17 protein-coding genes and 4 pseudogenes are annotated in these 16,930 nt (G+C 70.1%); 12 read left to right on the top strand and 9 right to left on the bottom strand.

Going from position 1 to position 16,930, the window contains the following annotated elements:
• Window positions 1-29: 29 nt before the first annotated feature.
• Window positions 30-653, top strand: a complete 624-nt coding sequence (locus tag ACFYU9_RS25080; protein WP_389346062.1) for a hypothetical protein — start codon at window positions 30-32, stop codon at window positions 651-653.
• Between the two features lie 22 nt (window positions 654-675).
• Here the strand turns inward: ACFYU9_RS25080 and ACFYU9_RS25075 are convergent.
• Together ACFYU9_RS25075 and ACFYU9_RS25070 are read right to left on the bottom strand one after the other, a co-directional pair.
• Window positions 676-1,227: pseudogene (locus ACFYU9_RS25075) on the bottom strand (transposase); the annotation flags it as partial.
• Between the two features lie 293 nt (window positions 1,228-1,520).
• Window positions 1,521-1,988 (bottom strand): MarR family winged helix-turn-helix transcriptional regulator, encoded by a 468-nt coding sequence (locus tag ACFYU9_RS25070; protein ID WP_389346061.1) that lies wholly within the window; start codon window positions 1,986-1,988, stop codon window positions 1,521-1,523.
• Window positions 1,989-2,018: 30 nt separating this feature from the next.
• Between ACFYU9_RS25070 and ACFYU9_RS25065 the strand changes: the two genes are divergently transcribed.
• Together ACFYU9_RS25065 and ACFYU9_RS25060 are read left to right on the top strand one after the other, a co-directional pair.
• Window positions 2,019-3,086 (top strand): GNAT family N-acetyltransferase, encoded by a 1,068-nt coding sequence (locus ACFYU9_RS25065; protein WP_389346060.1) that lies wholly within the window; start codon window positions 2,019-2,021, stop codon window positions 3,084-3,086.
• Between the two features lie 9 nt (window positions 3,087-3,095).
• Entirely contained in the window at window positions 3,096-3,491 is a 396-nt protein-coding gene (locus ACFYU9_RS25060; RefSeq protein ID WP_389346059.1) for a hypothetical protein, read from the top strand.
• Between the two features lie 294 nt (window positions 3,492-3,785).
• On the opposite strand, the pseudogene ACFYU9_RS25055 reads toward ACFYU9_RS25060, so the two are convergent.
• Window positions 3,786-3,893: pseudogene (locus tag ACFYU9_RS25055) on the bottom strand (IS5/IS1182 family transposase); the annotation flags it as partial.
• Window positions 3,894-4,069: 176 nt separating this feature from the next.
• Between ACFYU9_RS25055 and ACFYU9_RS25050 the strand changes: the two are divergent.
• Window positions 4,070-4,531, top strand: a complete 462-nt coding sequence (locus tag ACFYU9_RS25050; RefSeq protein ID WP_389346058.1) for a hypothetical protein — start codon at window positions 4,070-4,072, stop codon at window positions 4,529-4,531.
• A 120-nt stretch (window positions 4,532-4,651) separates the two neighbouring features.
• On the opposite strand, the pseudogene ACFYU9_RS25045 reads toward ACFYU9_RS25050, so the two are convergent.
• Window positions 4,652-4,938: pseudogene (locus ACFYU9_RS25045) on the bottom strand (IS5/IS1182 family transposase); the annotation flags it as partial.
• A gap of 142 nt (window positions 4,939-5,080) precedes the next feature.
• Here ACFYU9_RS25045 and ACFYU9_RS25040 point away from each other — a divergent pair.
• The 3 genes and pseudogenes from ACFYU9_RS25040 to ACFYU9_RS25030 form a co-directional block, all read left to right on the top strand.
• Complete coding sequence (locus ACFYU9_RS25040; protein ID WP_389346057.1) at window positions 5,081-5,566, top strand: hypothetical protein; 486 nt, start codon at window positions 5,081-5,083, stop codon at window positions 5,564-5,566.
• A gap of 12 nt (window positions 5,567-5,578) precedes the next feature.
• Complete coding sequence (locus tag ACFYU9_RS25035) at window positions 5,579-6,235, top strand: class I SAM-dependent methyltransferase (RefSeq protein ID WP_389346056.1); 657 nt, start codon at window positions 5,579-5,581, stop codon at window positions 6,233-6,235.
• Between the two features lie 130 nt (window positions 6,236-6,365).
• A pseudogene (locus ACFYU9_RS25030) lies at window positions 6,366-6,815 on the top strand (transposase family protein); the annotation flags it as partial.
• A 37-nt stretch (window positions 6,816-6,852) separates the two neighbouring features.
• On the opposite strand, the gene ACFYU9_RS25025 reads toward ACFYU9_RS25030, so the two are convergent.
• Window positions 6,853-7,257 carry a RidA family protein gene (locus ACFYU9_RS25025; protein WP_389211944.1) on the bottom strand — a complete coding sequence of 135 codons (405 nt, stop codon included), beginning with the start codon at window positions 7,255-7,257 and terminating at the stop codon, window positions 6,853-6,855.
• A gap of 293 nt (window positions 7,258-7,550) precedes the next feature.
• Here ACFYU9_RS25025 and ACFYU9_RS25020 point away from each other — a divergent pair, with 293 nt between their 5' ends.
• Window positions 7,551-8,429, top strand: coding sequence for a hypothetical protein (locus ACFYU9_RS25020; RefSeq protein WP_389346055.1), 879 nt, complete (start codon window positions 7,551-7,553; stop codon window positions 8,427-8,429).
• Window positions 8,430-8,543: 114 nt separating this feature from the next.
• Here the strand turns inward: ACFYU9_RS25020 and ACFYU9_RS25015 are convergent, their stop codons facing one another.
• A complete protein-coding gene (locus ACFYU9_RS25015) occupies window positions 8,544-9,530 on the bottom strand; it encodes an NADP-dependent oxidoreductase (protein WP_389346054.1) in 987 nt (328 codons plus the stop codon).
• 108 nt (window positions 9,531-9,638) lie between these two features.
• Between ACFYU9_RS25015 and ACFYU9_RS25010 the strand changes: the two genes are divergently transcribed.
• Window positions 9,639-10,235 carry a TetR/AcrR family transcriptional regulator gene (locus ACFYU9_RS25010; RefSeq protein ID WP_389211938.1) on the top strand — a complete coding sequence of 199 codons (597 nt, stop codon included), beginning with the start codon at window positions 9,639-9,641 and terminating at the stop codon, window positions 10,233-10,235.
• Here ACFYU9_RS25010 and ACFYU9_RS25005 read toward each other — a convergent pair.
• Window positions 10,144-11,646 carry an MFS transporter gene (locus ACFYU9_RS25005; RefSeq protein WP_389346053.1) on the bottom strand — a complete coding sequence of 501 codons (1,503 nt, stop codon included), beginning with the start codon at window positions 11,644-11,646 and terminating at the stop codon, window positions 10,144-10,146. The genes ACFYU9_RS25010 and ACFYU9_RS25005 overlap by 92 nt on opposite strands.
• Between ACFYU9_RS25005 and ACFYU9_RS25000 the strand changes: the two genes are divergently transcribed.
• Window positions 11,564-12,406: a LysR family transcriptional regulator gene (locus ACFYU9_RS25000; RefSeq protein WP_389346052.1), complete on the top strand. Its 843-nt coding sequence runs from the start codon at window positions 11,564-11,566 to the stop codon at window positions 12,404-12,406. The genes ACFYU9_RS25005 and ACFYU9_RS25000 overlap by 83 nt on opposite strands.
• A 206-nt stretch (window positions 12,407-12,612) precedes the next feature.
• Here the strand turns inward: ACFYU9_RS25000 and ACFYU9_RS24995 are convergent, their stop codons facing one another.
• Entirely contained in the window at window positions 12,613-13,002 is a 390-nt protein-coding gene (locus ACFYU9_RS24995; protein WP_389346051.1) for a hypothetical protein, read from the bottom strand.
• 174 nt (window positions 13,003-13,176) lie between these two features.
• Window positions 13,177-13,455 (bottom strand): hypothetical protein, encoded by a 279-nt coding sequence (locus ACFYU9_RS24990; RefSeq protein WP_389211930.1) that lies wholly within the window; start codon window positions 13,453-13,455, stop codon window positions 13,177-13,179.
• 236 nt (window positions 13,456-13,691) lie between these two features.
• On the opposite strand from ACFYU9_RS24990, the gene ACFYU9_RS24985 reads away from it, so the two are divergent.
• Window positions 13,692-14,990, top strand: coding sequence for an MFS transporter (locus tag ACFYU9_RS24985; RefSeq protein ID WP_389346050.1), 1,299 nt, complete (start codon window positions 13,692-13,694; stop codon window positions 14,988-14,990).
• Window positions 14,991-15,304: 314 nt separating this feature from the next.
• Window positions 15,305-16,723, top strand: coding sequence for a DEAD/DEAH box helicase (locus ACFYU9_RS24980; protein ID WP_389346234.1), 1,419 nt, complete (start codon window positions 15,305-15,307; stop codon window positions 16,721-16,723).
• The last annotated feature ends 207 nt before the right edge of the window (window positions 16,724-16,930 follow it).

Raw genomic sequence — 16,930 nt, 5'->3', positions numbered from 1 at the left:
GACAATCCCGGCAAGCATCTTCGAGGGGCATGACCGCCATGACCGACTATCTGCAGGCCGTCTTTGCCATGCTCGGCCCAGCGGAGAACCGTTACAACGATCCTGCTGCCTGGCTGCACCTGGAGCATGAGATCGACAGAAGGCTTCCCGCCGACTACAAGGCGATCGTCGATGCGTACGCCCCCGTCCAGCTCAACGGGAACCTCTACCTCTCGTCCCACCCGGCCTGTGCATGGCGGAACCTGGGCGAGGAGATCCGGTCGGAGGCGGAAGGCTGGTCCGAGTGGCGGTCATGGGAGTCCGACGACCTGGAACCCGATGCTGATCCCCGAGTGATCTGCAACCGTCCGCAGATCACCTTCGGTTCCTCCGACGGCCTCATCCCTCTTGCCAGCACGGACCAGGGAGCCGCTGTCTTCCTGGCTCCAGAGGTCCACGGCTACCCCGACGGAATCGTGGTCCAGGGCTCGGAGGGCGACTGGGCTGGCCACGCCATGGACTTCGCCGAGTGGCTGTACCGCTACCTGACCGGCGAAGAGATGGCCGGCTGGGCCAGCGCGGGCTTGCACCCCGGTCCCGTCCTGCTGGAGTACCTCCCCACGGGACCTAACGAGCGGACCCGCGAGGCGTACGGCCCGGCCCGAGACCTGTGAGTTCCACGCCAAACGAGACGACGTCTAAGTGCACGGTGATGTCGTCCGGCAGTGGTCCAAGTCCGCGCAGCAGGTCGAGGGTGGGGGCCAGGAGCGGGGAGTCGTGGCGGTTGGCGCCGGCCAGGACGCGGCCGAGCGGGATGCCGTAGCCGTCGGTCATCCCGAAGCGTTTCATGCCCTGTTTGCCCCGGTCGACGGGTGAATGCCCGGCCGCCTCGCCGCCGCCCGGGGCCTTGGTGATCGCGCCGTCCACCGCGATCCGGTCGAGGACCAAGCCGACGATGCGGTCGTAGGCGTCCAGCGCGATCTGCTTGAGCCTGGCGAACAGGCCCTGTCGCATCCACTCGTCACGGCGGCTTCGGATCGTGGTGGCCGAGCAGGTCGTATCCGCGATGGCCTCGTAGGAGCAGCCGAAGCGCAGGACCTGCAGCAGCTTGTCGAACACGATCCGGTCGGCGACACGTCGGCGATGACAGCCCAGCGGATGGGCCGAATCGAACTCCTGCCTCTCGGGGAGCAGCCCGGCGAACTGGTCCCACAGCGGTTCGGTCAGCCATGGTGGCAGAGCAGGCACAGGTCTCCTTGAGGATCACGCGCGTCGCAACTCCATGGTCTCGGAACTTGTGCCTGCCTCATCCGCCACTCACTCCGTCGACTGCCTATCCGCGCGACCTCTAAGACTCCAGTGCGGCTTCGTGATCTGGTCGGCGGAGCGTCGTCTGTAGTGGCTACGGCGAGGGCCCACCTTCCGGGCCTTCAGCGCTGTCCGGAGCTGCAGGTCCCGGCCGCGGGCTTCGTCGCCAGTCACCACGGGTGCCGGGTCTCGCCGGTCGCCGTCGTAGGTGCGCGGCCGGCCGGCGCTCACCGTCAGCCCTCGACGTCCTCCAGCTTCCGGGTGATGCGTTCGAGGGCGCTGAGGTCCTCGGGCGGGAGCCGGTCGATGAAGTGGCGTCGCACCGAGGCGACATGTGTCGGGGCGGCGTTCTTGAGCGTGTCCAGGCCGTGGTCGGTGAGAACGAGGAAACATCCTCTGCCATCCGCCGGGTCGGGCGCACGTCGCAGGAGGCCACGCGCTTCCATCCTGGTGGCGTGCCGGGAGAGCCGACTGCGGGACCATCGCATCTTGGCGGCCTGCTCCCGCAGCGTGCTGGTGTGGTCGGGCCGCTCCGACAGCGTGCTGAGCACCTCGTAGTCGGGCTCGGAGAGCCCGACCGTGGCCAGGTCACGCGCCGTGGCGGCCTGCACGGCGACCACCATGCGCCGGTAGGCCCGCCACGCCCGCTCTTCGTCAGGGTTCAGCCAGCGCACATTCTCAGCCGAGGACTTCTTTGACATGTAACCAATCTACCGGTTATTTTCATTTCCATGTCAACGAAAACGGCGCGCGTCCTCGTCCTGGTGTGCAGCACCCGGCCGGGCGCCCTCGGCCCGGCGGTCGGCACGTGGTTGATCGAGACGATCACGCCTCGCGCCGGGGAACTCGACGTCGAACTCGTGCCCATGGCCATCGGCGACCTCGACCTGCCCTTCCTGGACGAAGAGGAGCATCCGTCGTCGGGTCTCTACGCCCACGAACACACCAGACGATGGAGCGCGCTCGTGAACACCGCGGACGGCTTCATAGTGGTGACGCCGGAGTACAACTACGGAATGCCGGCGACCCTGAAGAACGCGCTCGACTACCTCGGTCCCGAGTGGGCATGGAAACCGATCGGCTTCATCAGCTACGGGAACACCTCCGCGGGCACGCGCTCGGTCCAGCACGCCAAGCAGGTGGTGACCACACTGCGCCTGGTGCCGTTGGGACGCACGGTCGCGATGCGCATCAGTGACGCGGTCGAAGACGGACGGATCCGCCCGAGCGCCACTCTTGCCGCGGCGGCCGTCGGTGTCCTGGACGAACTGGTCCGGGTTGCCCACGCCCTGCGTCCGATGCGCGAAGGGGCACGCCCCGGCCTGCCGCCCGGTCCGCTGCCGGGTTCGTACCTGAGGCGGCTGACCCCTGATGACGCTCCCGAGGTCACGGTGCTGCAGCGGTGCTGCTGGGTGGACGAGGCCCTCGCCAACGACACCCTGGCCATCCCGGCCTTGCACGAGTCACCGGAGCAGACAGGCGAGTGGCTGGCGACCTGGCACGCCATGGGATTGTGGCGGGATGGCCGGCTGCTGGGCATGGTGCGGGCCCGACGTGTCGACACCGACTGGCACCTGGGCCGGCTCGGCGTCGTACCCGACCTGCGGGGCCAGGGACTGGGCCGCTGGCTGTTGCGCACCGCCGAAGCCGCGGCCGAGCCGAGCTGCCGCCGCATCGTGCTGCACACCGGCGTCCACAGCCGGCAGAACATCGCCCTCTACCAGAGCGAGGGATACCAGTCGGCGTCACTCACCGGCGACGGCGGAACCGCCCGCCTCACCAAGGACATGACCCCGTAAAAACGTGGCTTGGCAGTCTGGAATCGCAAGCTTGTTGCGGACCCGGCCGGCGACGGGTACGGGCAGGACCCGCAGCTTCGAGCCGCCTTGGAGGAGCGCGGGACCGGCTACGTGATGGCCGTCGCCTGCTCAACACGGGCACGGATCAACCAGGGCCGCACCGCCATCCGCGCGGGCACCGCCGCCAGCCGCCTGCCCGCCACCGCCTGGCAGCGACAGAGCGCGGGCAACGGCGCGAAGGGTCTGCGCTACTACGACTGGGCCTGGGTCCGCATCGGCCCAGGTAGCCGCAGTCACCTGCTGATCCGCCGCAACCGCACCAGCGGTGAACTCGCCTTCCACCTGTGCTCGTCGCCCACCGAGGTACCCCTGGCCGAGCTGGTCCGTGTCGCCGGTGTCCACTGAAGCGCCGAGGAGTGCTTCCAGGCCGCCAAGGGTCAGGTCGGACTCGACCACTACCAGGCCTGCAACTGGACCTCGTGGCACCGGCACATCACCCTCGCCATGCTCGCCCTGGCCTTCCTTGCAGCCATCGCCGCGGGTCAGGCCGTCAACCGGCCTGAAGAACCCCAACACCTGACCCGCAGCCTCGAACCGCTCCCGCTGACCGTCCCGGAGATCCGTCGGCTACTCGCGATCACCTTCGGCCCACCGGCCCCGTCAGCGGCCGACTGCTGCACTGGTCCACCTGGCGCAGACGCCACCAGAGATCGTGAGGGTCTTGCCGAAGGCGGCCTTGCCGCCGGGCCCCTCTCCTCCCTTGCACTCGCTACGGTTCCCGGCGAGCGGCCGGCCAACAACAACTAGGGCTGCCTCCTTGGGGTAATTCCCGCATTCAGGTGGTTTGCCGTCTCGTGGCGCATCCTCAGGGCTTCTGCAGCGTTGCCCGGTTGTCCGGCCGATCTGCGGGCCGGCCCATTTGTCGCCGCAGGAGGCTGTCGACCGGAGTCAGCCGCGGCGATCACCAGGCGAAGGAGTCACCCATGGAATTCTTGAAATCTGGCGTCTATCGCATCGTCAGCTGGCCCGGCACTGAAGGCCCCGAGGCGCGAGTCCTCACAGCCGGGGAGAATGGTGTGACCGTTTCGGCTTTGGGGGCCGCGCCGGAACGAGAGCAAGAGTTTTCGGTGGAGGTCAAGGATGATGGCACCGCCGCCATCCAGATTCCCGCCCGCATCTTCCCCTCCCGTTCCCTGAGTTACGAGGAGGCGGAGAAGGGTGAGAGGGTGATCCTGGGGCCGGTGAGCGACTTCCCCACCCGTGAGTGGAAGATCGAGCTGGCTCCGCAGCAGCCGCTGCCGGTGCCCTTCTTCATCCGTGTTCCCGACAAGGAGCTGCAGGTGGTGGTGTCGCCGCTGGCGATCTTCCCGCCTCAGCTTGAGCTGGCGCCTTCCGACTCCGACCTCCAGAACGCCTGGGCGTTCCTGCCCGTCGAGAGGGTTTAGCCGCGTGACGTCCGGGTGAGGACACCGTTCCCCATGCGCATGGCGTTCAGCGTCGTGAAGCACGTCGGTACTGGCTCTTCGCCTGCGGACGGGCGTTGGGTTGTCGATCGCTGACGGCCGTTATCGCCGGGCCCAGATGAGGATGGCGGCAAGGTGGAGTGCGGCCGGGTAGGCGACGGCGAGCTTGTCGCACCGCACGGCCGGGCCGCGCCACTGCTTGAGCCGGTTGATGCATCGCTCGACCGTGTTGCGTGCTTGTTTGCCTCCGCGTCGAAGGACGGCGGTCGGCCGCCGGCACTGCCTCGCCGCAGGCGGTGGCCGATCTGGTCGGAGGGCTGGGGAATGACAGCGCGGATGCCGCGTCGGTGGTGGTGGCTGCGGATCGCGCGGGACGAGTACGCGCGGTCCGTTGAACACGTTCAACCCGTCTGGCAAGATATCTCTCCACCGTCGCCTCGATCGGTGAGCTGATGCGGAGGCTGAGGGTGGGAGATCCTGGTGGTGGGCGGAAGTAGACGGCGTGTGCGAGGAGCCGCCCTCGGTGTCTTGATGGTGGTTTTGACCGCTCTGACGGCGTGCGCCGGCCCCTATCAGTACTACGAGGGGACAGGACTCCACGACGCCACGGCGGCCGAAGTCGCTGGGGGGTGGGAGAACGTCGAGGGGACCCGTGTGGTGCTTCGTAAAGATGGAACGGCCCTTCTTGAAAAACTTGATGGGCAGGACTTCGACTTCGAGGACGGCTGGCGTCTTTCCGGTACGGGAACCTGGCAACTGACCGACGACGACGGCGGACAGGTCGTCCGACTCGCAATGACGACCCGTACACGAGCCGTGACTGCCCCCTCGGCTCCGGGGGTAGGGGACGGCGTGCGCCGGCCCCTACCCCTCCCTCAGTGGATCGTCGACGAATCGCACCCGACGGCGGCCGTTCCCAAAACTACTTCCGTCACGCGTGCGCCGGGCCGGAAGACTGGCTCCAAACGAGCCGAACGATCGCTGCCGGATGCCGTGAACACGGTCAGTGGCTCCTGAGAACATCTGCGCATGACCGACCGCACTGCTTTGATCACTGCGTACTGGGACGCCGCTGCGGCGTCGTTCGACGACGAGCCCGACCACGGACTGCGGGCCGACCACACCCGCGCTGCCTGGGCTCGGCTCCTGCACTCCTGGATGCCGTCCGGTCCCGTGGATGTTCTCGACATCGGCTGCGGCACGGGATCGATGTCCTCGCTGTTGACCGAAGCCGGGCACCGGGTGACCGGAGTCGACCTGGCACCGAACATGATCCACCAGGCGCGCGAGAAGTTCGGCGCCGCCGGTCTCGAAGGCCGTTTCCTGGTGGGCGACGCCATGATGCCGCCGACGGGGGAACAGCGTTTCGGGGTCGTGCTGTCGCGGCATCTCGTATGGACGCTGCCCGATCCCGAGGCTGCGTTGCGTGAGTGGGTCTCCCGGTTGAGTCCGGGAGGGCGGCTTGTGCTGATCGAAGGAAGGTGGCGGGAGGCGGGCCAGGAGGGTGTGCCGTACGTTGCCGGCGCCGAATCGCTGCCCTGGAACGGCGGAATCAGCGCCAAGGAACTGGCGGCGGCCGTGAGCCCCTTTGTTTCCGCCCTGCGCATGGAACCGCTCAGCGATGAACCGGACCTTTGGGGTGGCCCGGTGGACGATGAGCGCTATGCCCTGATCGCTGATGTGTGACGTGCTGACGTGCTGACGTGCTGACGTGCGAGCTGTGTCCTGTGGAAGAGACCCCGGAAGGGAACGGCGAGATACGGATCCCGGTCGAGGCCGGCATCGCCTACGCCGCTCCTTTCCTCATCACCCAGACACCCTCGTCCCCACCGACCGCATCGCCGCCGACAAGCCGTACTACTCCCAAAACAAGAAGCGCAGCATGAACGACCGGGTCATCGCGCGTCCGGACGGAACCCCACTCTGGTTCTCCCGAGCGGCACCGGGGCGCGCCAACGACCTGACCGCAGCACGGGCTCATGGCATCGTCCAGGCGGGGGCCTGACCCGGCAGATCCTCGTTCTCGCGGACCAGGCCTATCAAAGAGCCGGCGCCACCGTTCGCGCTCCTATTACCACCATCGCGAACAACTCAAGCACTAGCAGCAGTTCAACCGCGATCACGCTCGGCTGCGGGCTCCCGGAGAGGTGCGTTCGCACAGCTGAAGACCTGGCCACCACTCCGGCGGGCCAGATGCTCCACCCGCCGCATCGGCACCGTCATCCAAGCCATCCATACCCTCCCGACCTGCGGCTATTCAGGATGAAGGACGCTCATTGAAGGAACCAAGCCGGACTCCTCACCTATGGCTTCACATCGAGACGCACGAGCGCGCCGATCTCGACGAGTTGGTCCGGCAGCGCCAAGTCGGAAACGCCCATGACCGTGCTGGCGGGCCGGTGCTCCCCGAAGTACTCGGCGTGGAGGCGTGCCGTCGTGTCGAAGTTCTCGCGCAGGTTTCTCACCAGAACCGTGGTCTCTGCTATCTGGCCACGCTCGGCCCCGAACTGCCTCAGGATCAGGTCCAGATTCTCCAGCGAGGTGCGGACCTGCAGTTCGAAGTCGCCGGCACCCACGAAGTTGCCACGACCGTCATGAGACAGCTGCCCCGACACATAAACCGTGTCACCGACCTGGGTGGCCTGACTGTACCCGTACAACGATTCCCACGGCATGCCGAACCCGAATGCCTTCACCTGGGAACTCATGACTTACTCCCTTGATGCAGCTTGTCGGCCGTCAGTTGCAGATAGGCCCCGTACGTGCAGAAGTTACGGATTCGCGTAAACGATGCTTGCCTGGCGGTGCCGTCGAAGTGTTCTCTGTGCGCACAAAATTGGCTGCAGTGGATCTCCCGTAGGGTGCCGCGGGTGTCGGACGAGGTGTTAACGACACAAAGCCCTGTTGCTCGGCCCTGAACCTCGCCGCTTCTGGACACCGGAGACTCCAGGCCGCCGCAAAACGGATGGCCGACAGCTCTCCGCCCGGTCATCCTGACCCGATGGGAGACAGAGCCAACATCATCGTGGTCCGCGAGAACGGCACGCATGAGTTGTACCGGACCGGCTGGGCGGTCGGGATCGACCTCGACCTGCTGGAAGGACCCGCGCCGCTTCTCGCCGCGCTTCCCGGACTCCGGCAAGACGGCTGGTGGTTGGACGACACCATGGCCCAGGGCGGGATACTGATCGACCTCGGCCGGAAGGTGCTCCTGTTCTTCGCCTGGGAGGGGCCCAGCACTGAGCTCCGCCACCGCGCGGCCATGTTCGAGCTGATCCGAGCGGCATGGCCGGGCTGGGAGGTCCGCTGGCTGTACGACGGCCCGGCCGAACTGCGTGAGTACGTCGGGCTGGACCCGGAGTACGTCCGCTGCCGCGATGCGGACGTTTCCGCGGCCCCGCTCCTCGCCCCCGGCGAGGAGGACTTGTCCGGGCCCGACCCAGGCGGTGTGGTGATCACGGTCAGCACCGGCCGCTGCCACGTCGCCTCTGATGCCTTCGACCACCCCGTCAGCGAGGGAGCCGCCCTGCTCCACCGCCTGGCGGACGCTCCTGGGCACGGAGTCTGCCGCCTGCACGTCAACGCCGGCATCCACCTCGACCTGGAACGCCGCCGTGTGGGCTGGTGGTCACTCTTTTCCTCGCCACAGGCGTACCGGGTATCGGAGGTGTGGCCGGGCTGGACGGTGGACTTCTGGCAGGACGACTGGGAACGGCACGTCAGAGCCAGCGACCGCTTCTCTCCGGCGCCATTCGACGCCGGAGAGGAGGCGAGAGCCACGGTGCTCGCCGAGGCCGGGGAGCGCCGGGCCGTCCGGGCCCGCAACCGCGCCCAGGTCGCCCGCCCACGGGCCGCCCCGTCTCGATCCCAGGCGGGATGACCGCGACCAGTCTGGTCATGGACGACCGGCCGACATCACGTGATCAAGCTCCGTACTCAGTGCGAGGCCACCGTCCTCGTCACAGCCTTCAGCGAGTGGCTGCGGCCATCGCATTCACCGCAGGCCCTCCCCCTCCACGCTCAGGACGATCTTGCCCTGGAGGTGGCCCTGCTCGGCGCGCGTGTGGGCGGCGGCCGCGTCGTGCAAGGGGAAGACGGTGTCGAGGGCGACGCGCACCTGGCCGGTGTCGATGAGGGTGGCCAGCTCGGTCAGGTCCGCGCCGTTCGAGCGCACCTGCCACAGGGCCTCGTTGACGAGGACTCCGAGTTCGGCCGCGCGGTCGCGGTGGTAGTCACCCAGGAAGACGGGTGCGATCCGGCCGCCGCGCCGTACGGTGGGCAGGAGGCGGTGCGCGTCGGGGCCGCCGACCGTGTCGATGAGCAGGTCCACGTCGTGGGCGAGCTCCTCCGGGGGCGTCCGGGTGTAGTCGACGAAACGTTCCGCGCCGAGGTCGAGCAGGAACCGCTCGTGCCGGCCGGAGGCGACGGCGATGACGCTCTTCGCGCCGGCCGCCTTGACGAGTTGGACGGCGAAGTGGCCGACGCCGCCCGCCGCGCCGTTGATCAGGACGGTGGAGCCGACGTCGCCGCGGAGGTGGGTGAAGACGTACTGGTAGGCAGTGAGTCCGGCCATCGGTACGGCGGCGGCCTCCACGTGCCCGAGGGTGGCGGGCTTGGGGGCCAGGTGGGCGGCGGGTGCGACGACGTACTCGGCGTACCCGGAGCCGCGGCCGGGGAAGTTGATCAGGCCGAAGACCTCGTCGCCGGCCTGCCACTCGGTGACGCCCGGGCCGAGAGCCGTGACGACGCCGGAGATGTCGCTGCCCAGGATGAGCGGGGGCGTCCAGGCGGGTCGGAATTCGGCCGGGAAGTTCTCGAAGCCGCGCTGTGCGTACCAGTCGGGCGGGTTGACGCCGGCCGCGTGGACGCGCACCAGCACCTCGCCCGGGCCGGGTTCGGGCCGGGCGACCTCCTCGTAGACCAGCTGATCGGGCTCGCCGAAGGCGTGCAGCCGGACGGCTCGCATCGTTGCCGTGCTCATGGGTTCCTCCCCGAATCCCATAGTGGAGCGCCCCCGATAGAATCCGGAGCACTGTTCCGGAACAGGTAACCGGAGCAGTGCTCCGCTTGTCAAAGGTGAGGTTCCCTCATGTCCATCGAGTCACGCCCCGGCGAACGGCGCGCGCCGCGCACCGACGCGCAGCGCAACCGTGACCGCATCCTGGAAGTGGCGGCGGAGGCCGTCGCCGAGCAGGGAACCCTGGCCTCCTTGCGGGACATCGCGCGCCGCGCCGGCGTCGGCCTCGGCACGCTCTACCGGCACTTCCCGAACCGGGACGCGCTGTTGGAGGCCCTGCTGCACCGGCGTTTCACGCACCTCGCCGAACGGGCGGACGTGCTTGCCACCACCGCCCCGGCCGAGCGTGCGCTGACCGAGTGGCTTGATGAGTTCACGCTCGGCGCGGGTGCCTACCAGGGTCTGCCGGCCACCCTGATGGCCACGCTGAGCGACCCGCAATCGCCGCTGCACGCCGACTGTCTGGCGATGCGCCAGGCGGGTGGCCGGCTGCTGGCGGCGGCTCAGGAATCGGGGCGGATCCGGCCGGAGGTGACCGCGATCGATCTGTTCGCGCTGGCCAATGCCCTCAGCTGGATCACCGACCAGGCCCCGTCGCTCGCCGAGCGCCGGGAACACCTCTTCCACCTGGTGATGGACGGGTTGAGGGCGCGGTCCGATCGGGACTGAGGCACGATCCCGCGACCCTCCGCCGGGACGATCCCGCGACCCTCCGCCGGGACGATCCCGCGACCCTCCGCCGGGACAGCAGCCAGCCCGTCAGCGCGGCCGCGAGGCCGGCCAGACCCGCCACCGCGAAGCCGCCCGCCGGCGCCGAGGCGTCGATCGCCACACCGACGACCGGGGATCCGAGCGCGAACCCCGCGCTCTGCGCCGAGGACTGCAGGCCCATCGCCTCGCCCCGTCCGCCCGCGGGCGCCAGTCGGCTCACCGCGTCGGCCACCGCGGAAAGCGTCGGCGCGGTGAGAAACCCGGTGCCGGCAGCGGCCACGCACAGCCAGGGCCAGTCGTGGGCGAGCCCGACGGGAATCGTCACGAGCCCGAGCAGGCCGAGCAGCAGCCACGTCGGCAGCGAGCGGGACAGCGCGCCATAGACCAGTCCGCCGACGACCGAGCTCGTGCCGAGCACGGCGACGACAGCGGCCGCCCAGGACACCTGACCCGCTTCTTGGAGCGTGGCGACGACGGCGAGGTCGACGCCGCCGAGCAGCGTCGTCGCACCGAACGCCATCGTCAGTACGGCGATCATGCCGGCGCCCGGCCACGCGCGCCGTGCGCGCCGCGGCCCGGCCGCGCCGGCTTCCGCCACCACCTCCGCCTCGGCCCTCCCCTCGTGCACCGTCCCGGCCTCGGCTCGCAGCGGCGGGTCGAGCAGGGCGATCCCGGTTCCGCCGACGGCGATCGCGGCGCCGAGCCCCCACGCCACGGCCCCGGGGGACACGTGCGCGGCACACAGGATCACGGCCGCCGGGCCCACCATGTACGACAGTTCTCCCTGCACCGACTCCAGCGCGAACGCGGCCCGGCGCTGTACCGGCGTCGTCGCCGCGGCGATCGCCTGCCTGGTCACCGACTGGGCCGGCACCATCAGCAGACCCGCCCCGAGGGCAGCACCCAGGAGGGCCGGGTACGGCAGGACCGGCACGCTCAGCCAGAAAAGGGCCTGCACGAGGGCGGTCACCAGCAGCACCGCGCGCGGGCCGCGCCGGTCGATCACGCGGCCGAGCAGGGGCCCGCCCAGCGCCAGGCCGGTGGTCAGGGCCGCGGCGACGGCGCCGGCTGACCCGTAGCTCATGTTCAGACCCCGTACGACCTGCATCGTCAGCGCCATCACGGCGGCCGTGACGGCGGTACGGGCGAGGAAGGAAACGCCCAGCAGCGATGCCATGCCCGGCAGGGCGAGGATCCGTCGGTATCCGGTCACTCGCTTGACGCTAGGTCCTTCGGCCAGGACATAGGTAGTGGTTGATTCGCTGTCGCCGACATAATCAATCGTTATGGCCAGGGATCTTGAAACCGCGCTGCTGCGGTCCTTCGTCGCCGTCGTGCGGGCGGGCAGCATCAGTCGCGCCGCGACCACGCTCGGACAGACTCAGCCCGCACTCAGCCAGCAGATGCGCAAGCTCGAAAGGACCATCGGCCGCCCGCTCCTCCACCGGTCGCCGTCCGGCGTGACGCCGACCCGCGCGGGCGAGGAGCTGCTGCCGTACGCCGAACGCATCCTCGCGCTCTCCGCACAGGCACTCACCGAGACCGGGCGCACGCTGAGCGGCCGCTGTGGCATCGGGCTCCTTGAAGACCTCACCGCGTCCCGGCTTCCGCAGGTCCTCGCCGACCTCGCCCGGCTGCACCCCGGCGCGACCCTGGAGGTGCTCGGTATGGCCGACGCCGCGATGCGGGAGGCGTACGAAACGGGCCGCGTCCAACTCGTGCTCAACGAGGTCGCGGCCCTGCCCGGACCGCCGCGCTGGACGGTGCGCCGGCCGCTGGTCTGGGCGATCGGCCAGGGAGTGGAGGTGGCCGACGATCCGCTGCCGGTGGTGCTGTTCGCCAACACGTGCTCGTGGCGTACGGCGGTGCTGGAGACCCTGGAACGCGGCGACCGGCCCTGGCGGGTGACGTTCGAGAGCAACAGCCTGGTCGGCGTGCTCGCCGCCGTACGCGCCGGGCTCGGCGTCGCGGCGCTCATGCCCGGCAACATCGAACCGGCCATGGCGTGCCACGACGCGGACGCGCTGCCCGCGCTGCCCGACGTCGAGCTCGGCCTCGCGCGGCACCCACGGTCCGATGGCGATCCGCTGATCGATGCCGTCGAGACCGCGCTACGACGCGCGATCTGAGGCACGCGATCCAAGGCGCGCAAGGCGCGCGTCTCACGCGCGAGCAGCGATGCCGACGCCGGCGCCGGCGCCAGGTCAATCGCCGACGCCGAACGAGAAGACCCTGGAACGACGAAGATCCCGCCCGATCCTGCGATCGGACGGGATCCCGGCGGGGACCACGCCGCGCGGCGGCCCGACCCGCCGTCTTCGGGTTTCCGGCTACGTCAGGCGTCCTCGATGTCGGAGATGAGCTTGGTGCTCAGATCGCTCTGCACCGCCAGTCGGGTGTGCCCGGCGTCGGGGCCGGTGCCCCAGGTGAGGGTGACGGTGGTGAACAGGTGCCCGGCACCGGAGTCGTGGTAGCGCACCTCCCACCGCGTGGGCACGTCCTGCGCCCGCAGGACGCCGTCCGCGTGGTTGGCCTCCTCCCAGGCGGCCAGCCGCTGCCGGAGGTCCTCGGTGAGGTAGTGGGAGCGGAGCTCCGAGCCCAGGTCGTCGGTGCCGTCGTCGATGGCGTCGATGTAGGCCCCGTAGAAGTCCGCGACCCGGTCGACCGCGGAGTCCGGGCTCCCCTCCCGTACCGCCGAGCCCTCCACCGTGTCCGTGTCCGTCATGCGCTTCTCCTCGTCTCGGTGCCGTCGCCGATTGACGGCCACAGCACTGATCAACGAGCTTCCGCACACCCGGTAGCGGGGCTCGGGCGGTCCCGTCACACCGCGTGTGCGGGTGACGCGAGGCCCGGCCGACCTCCTCCTCGGTCGGTCCGGGGGCCCTTCGGGGCAGGGTTGTCAGTGGGTCGAGACCTGGAAGCAGGCCACGTCGTACTGCGAGACGGACTTGGGGTTGACGGAGTTCTGGGGCTGAGTGCCCGCGTACTTGGTGCCCGCGACTCCGTCGGGGTTGAAGGCGGAACCGGGGGCGGACATGGCCTGGCCCGGTCGGGTGGGCTGGTCCTCACAGGACTGGCCGGGCTGGCCGGCGAAAGCGGGGCCCGCGGCGATACCCGCGGTGCCCGCCATGAGAGCGGCAGAGGCCACCGCGAGGGCCACGCGCTTCAGGGCATTCATGATCACTTCTCCTTCCGCGGAGCACTTGGGCATGCGAGGGGTTCCTGTCCATGAGTACGCACGCCGGGAAGGAATGGATTGCCCGTCGGACCCGGCCTCGGCTACGGAGCCGACCCGAGCCCCAACCCCAGCCCCAGCCCCAGCCCCAGCCCCAGCCCCGGACCACGCTGTGCGGCGCCTCGCTCCCCCGATGAGCCTGAACAGCGCTGTGAAATGCCCCTGTTAGCCTGACCGGCATGATGACCAGGGGGGAAAGGCAGAGGGTTTCCAAACAGGCATCCGGCGGTTCGGACCCGGGTCCGCAGCGGGCTCTGATCACCGCCACTTTCGTCAGCAGAGTGGGCAACGGTCTCTTCAACACCGCGTCCATCCTCTACTTCACGCTCGTGGTGCACCTGCCCGCCACACAGGTGGGAGCGGGCCTGACGATCGCCGGCCTCTGCGGCCTGGCGGTCGGCTTACCGGCGGGGAATCTGGCCGACCGGTACGGGCCCCGCACCGTCTGGCTGACCAGCCTCGTCCTGCAGGCCGTCACCATGGCGGCCTTCGTCCTCATCGACAGCTGGCTCGCGTTCACGCTCGTCGCCACCCTGGACCGGCTGGCCGCCACGGCGGGCAGCGCCGCGAGCGGTGCGCTCGTCGCGAGGGTCGGCGGTGAACGTCCTGCCGCCTTCCGTGCCAGGCTCCGGACCTTCGTCAATCTCGGCTTCGTCGTCGGCACCCTCGGCGCGGCCGTCGCCATCCAGGTCGACACGCGCCCCGCCTACACCGCGCTGATCCTCGCGAACGCCGCCAGCTTCGCCTTCGCCGGGCTGATCGCCTTCCTGGGCATCCCGAAGTACCAGCCGCTGCCCCGACCCAAGGAACACCGTCAGTGGTCCGTCCTCACCGACCGGCCCTACGTGTCCTTCGTCGCGCTCTACAGCGCCATGAGCCTGCAGTACCAGACCATCTCCCTCCTCCTGCCGATCTGGCTCACCGCCCACACCGACGCACCGCGCTGGACCGTGGCCGCGGTCTACGCGACCAACAGCGGCGTCTGCGTGCTGCTCCAGAGCCGGCTCGGCTCCAAGGTGGAGACGCCGCGGCAGGGCGGCCGTGCCTTCCGTCTCGCCGGGCTCATGTTCCTCGTCGGCTGTCCGCTCATGGCACTGACCGCCGACGTTCCCGCATGGGTGGCACCGGTGCTCGCCGTCCTCGCCGTGTGCGTGCACAGCCTCGGAGAGGTGTGGGAGTCGTCCGGCGGCTTCGCCCTCGGCTTCGGCCTCGCGCCCGACCACGCCCAAGGGCAGTACCAGGGCCTCTTCGGCATCGGCTTCGACGCCGGCCAGGCCCTCGCCCCGCTGATCCTGACCGGAGCGGTCCTCGGACTCGGACACACCGGATGGCTGCTGCTCGGGCTGCTCTTCGCGGGCCTGGGCGCGGCAGGACCTCCGGTGGCCGCATGGGCCGAGCGGACCCGGCCCGGGACGGCGGGTGCGGAGGCTTCCGCATCGCGCCGGCCGGAGGGATCCCCGGTGCTGGAGGCCGACTAGCGGGCGCGGTCCTTGGCGGTCCGCTGCGCCACGGACCGGGTCGTCGCGCGTGGTTCCTCACGTCCGCCCGGCTCGACCGACCATCCGACCGGCTCGTTCCACCGACCATCCGACCGCTTCGTCCGACCGCTTCGTCCGACGTTTCGTCCGACGTTTCGTCCGACCGACCGTCCGACCGACTCGCCGGACCGTTTCGTCCGACCGGCTCGCCCGATCATCCGGCTCTTGACGGCCTGATCATCCGGGGGATTCGGCCCGCCCGTCCCCGTCGTGTTTTCCTTGACGGGCACCCCATCGAAGAAGGCATGGCACCCATGAACCGCTCGGACCGTACGGGAGATCTCTCCGGCCTCGCCGATCTCACCGGCTCCACCGGCACCCCGCCGCTCCCGGCCGCGGACCGCTTCGACGCCATGGACCTGCCGGAGGCGGTCCTGACGACGCTGGCCGCCCAGGGCGTCACCGCCCCGTTCCCGATCCAGTCCGCCACGCTGCCGAGCGCGCTCGCGGGCCGTGACGTCCTCGGCCGGGGGCGCACCGGGTCGGGCAAGACGCTCGCCTTCGGGCTGGCGCTCCTCGCGCGCACGGCCGGGCGGCGCGCGGACGCCAAGAAGCCGCTCGCTCTGGTCCTCGTACCGACGCGCGAGCTGGCCCAGCAGGTGACCGAGGCGCTCACGCCGTACGCCCGGGCCCTGAGGCTGCGCCTCGCCACTGTCGTCGGCGGACTGCAGTCGGGCCGGCAGGCGACCGAGCTGCGGGCCGGGGCCGAGGTCCTGGTCGCCACTCCGGGCCGGCTCAGGGACCTCGTCGAGCGCCGGGACTGCCGGCTCGACCAGGTGGCGATCACGGTCCTGGACGAGGCCGACCAGATGGCCGACATGGGGTTCCTGCCGCAGGTGACCGAGCTGCTCGACCAGGTGCGGCCCGACGGGCAGCGGATGCTGTTCTCGGCCACGCTGGACCGGGACGTCGAGCAGCTCGTCCGCCGCTACCTGCAGGACCCGGTGGTCCACGCCGTCGACGTCACCGACGAGACCGGATCCACGGTCGAGCACCACGTGCTCCACGTCCACGGTGCCGAGAAGTTCGCCACCGCCACGGAGATCGCGGCGCGCGACGGGCGCGTGATCATGTTCCTGGACACGAAGCACTCCGTCGACCGCTTCACCCGGCACCTGGTCGACAGCGGGGTGCGGGCCGCCGCGCTGCACGGCGGAAAGTCCCAGCCGCAGCGCACGGACACCCTGGAGCGCTTCCGGACCGGTGCGGTCACCGTCCTGGTGGCGACGAACGTCGCGGCGCGCGGCATCCACGTCGACGACCTCGACCTCGTCGTCAACGTCGACCCGCCCTCCGACGCCAAGGACTACCTGCACCGCGGCGGCCGTACGGCTCGGGCCGGGGCGTCCGGAAGCGTCGTCACCCTGGTCATGCCCGACCAGCGCCGTGACATGGCGCGGCTCCTCGCGGACGCGGGCGTCCGGCCCCTGATCACCAAGGCCGGCCCCGGCGACGCCGAGCTGCGCCGCATCACCGGAGCCAGGACCCCCGCGCAGACCCCCGACGGCGGCACGTCCGGCCGCGCGGGCGGCGACCGGCGCGGCGCCACGTTCCGGGGCATGGGCACCGTCCCGGGCAAGCCCGGCCGCGCCAAGAACGACTCCCGCAAGTCCGCCGAGGCACGGCGCACGGCCGAGGCCCGCAAGGCCGCCCGCGTGCGGCGCGGCGGGTAGGGACCGCGGCCCTGCCGTCTCGGGGCGTGAGTGTCCGGTGCCGACGCCGGACGCTCACGCCCCGTTGAGGTTCCGGCGCACGTCCTACGCACGCGCAGGTCGTCGGCCATCACGGCCTCCGCCACGGCCCGGGACACCCGCACGTCCTCGCACGCGCCGGTCGTCGCCTTCGCCACCGCTGCCTTCCCGCCGTTCCCTCGTTCCCTC

Origin of the sequence: Streptomyces sp. NPDC004327 (genome assembly GCF_042873935.1) — a bacterium.
Classification (GTDB): domain Bacteria; phylum Actinomycetota; class Actinomycetes; order Streptomycetales; family Streptomycetaceae; genus Streptomyces.
The sequence above is the reverse complement of the archived record's forward strand: the minus strand, read 5'-3'. Positions and strand labels throughout refer to the sequence as shown.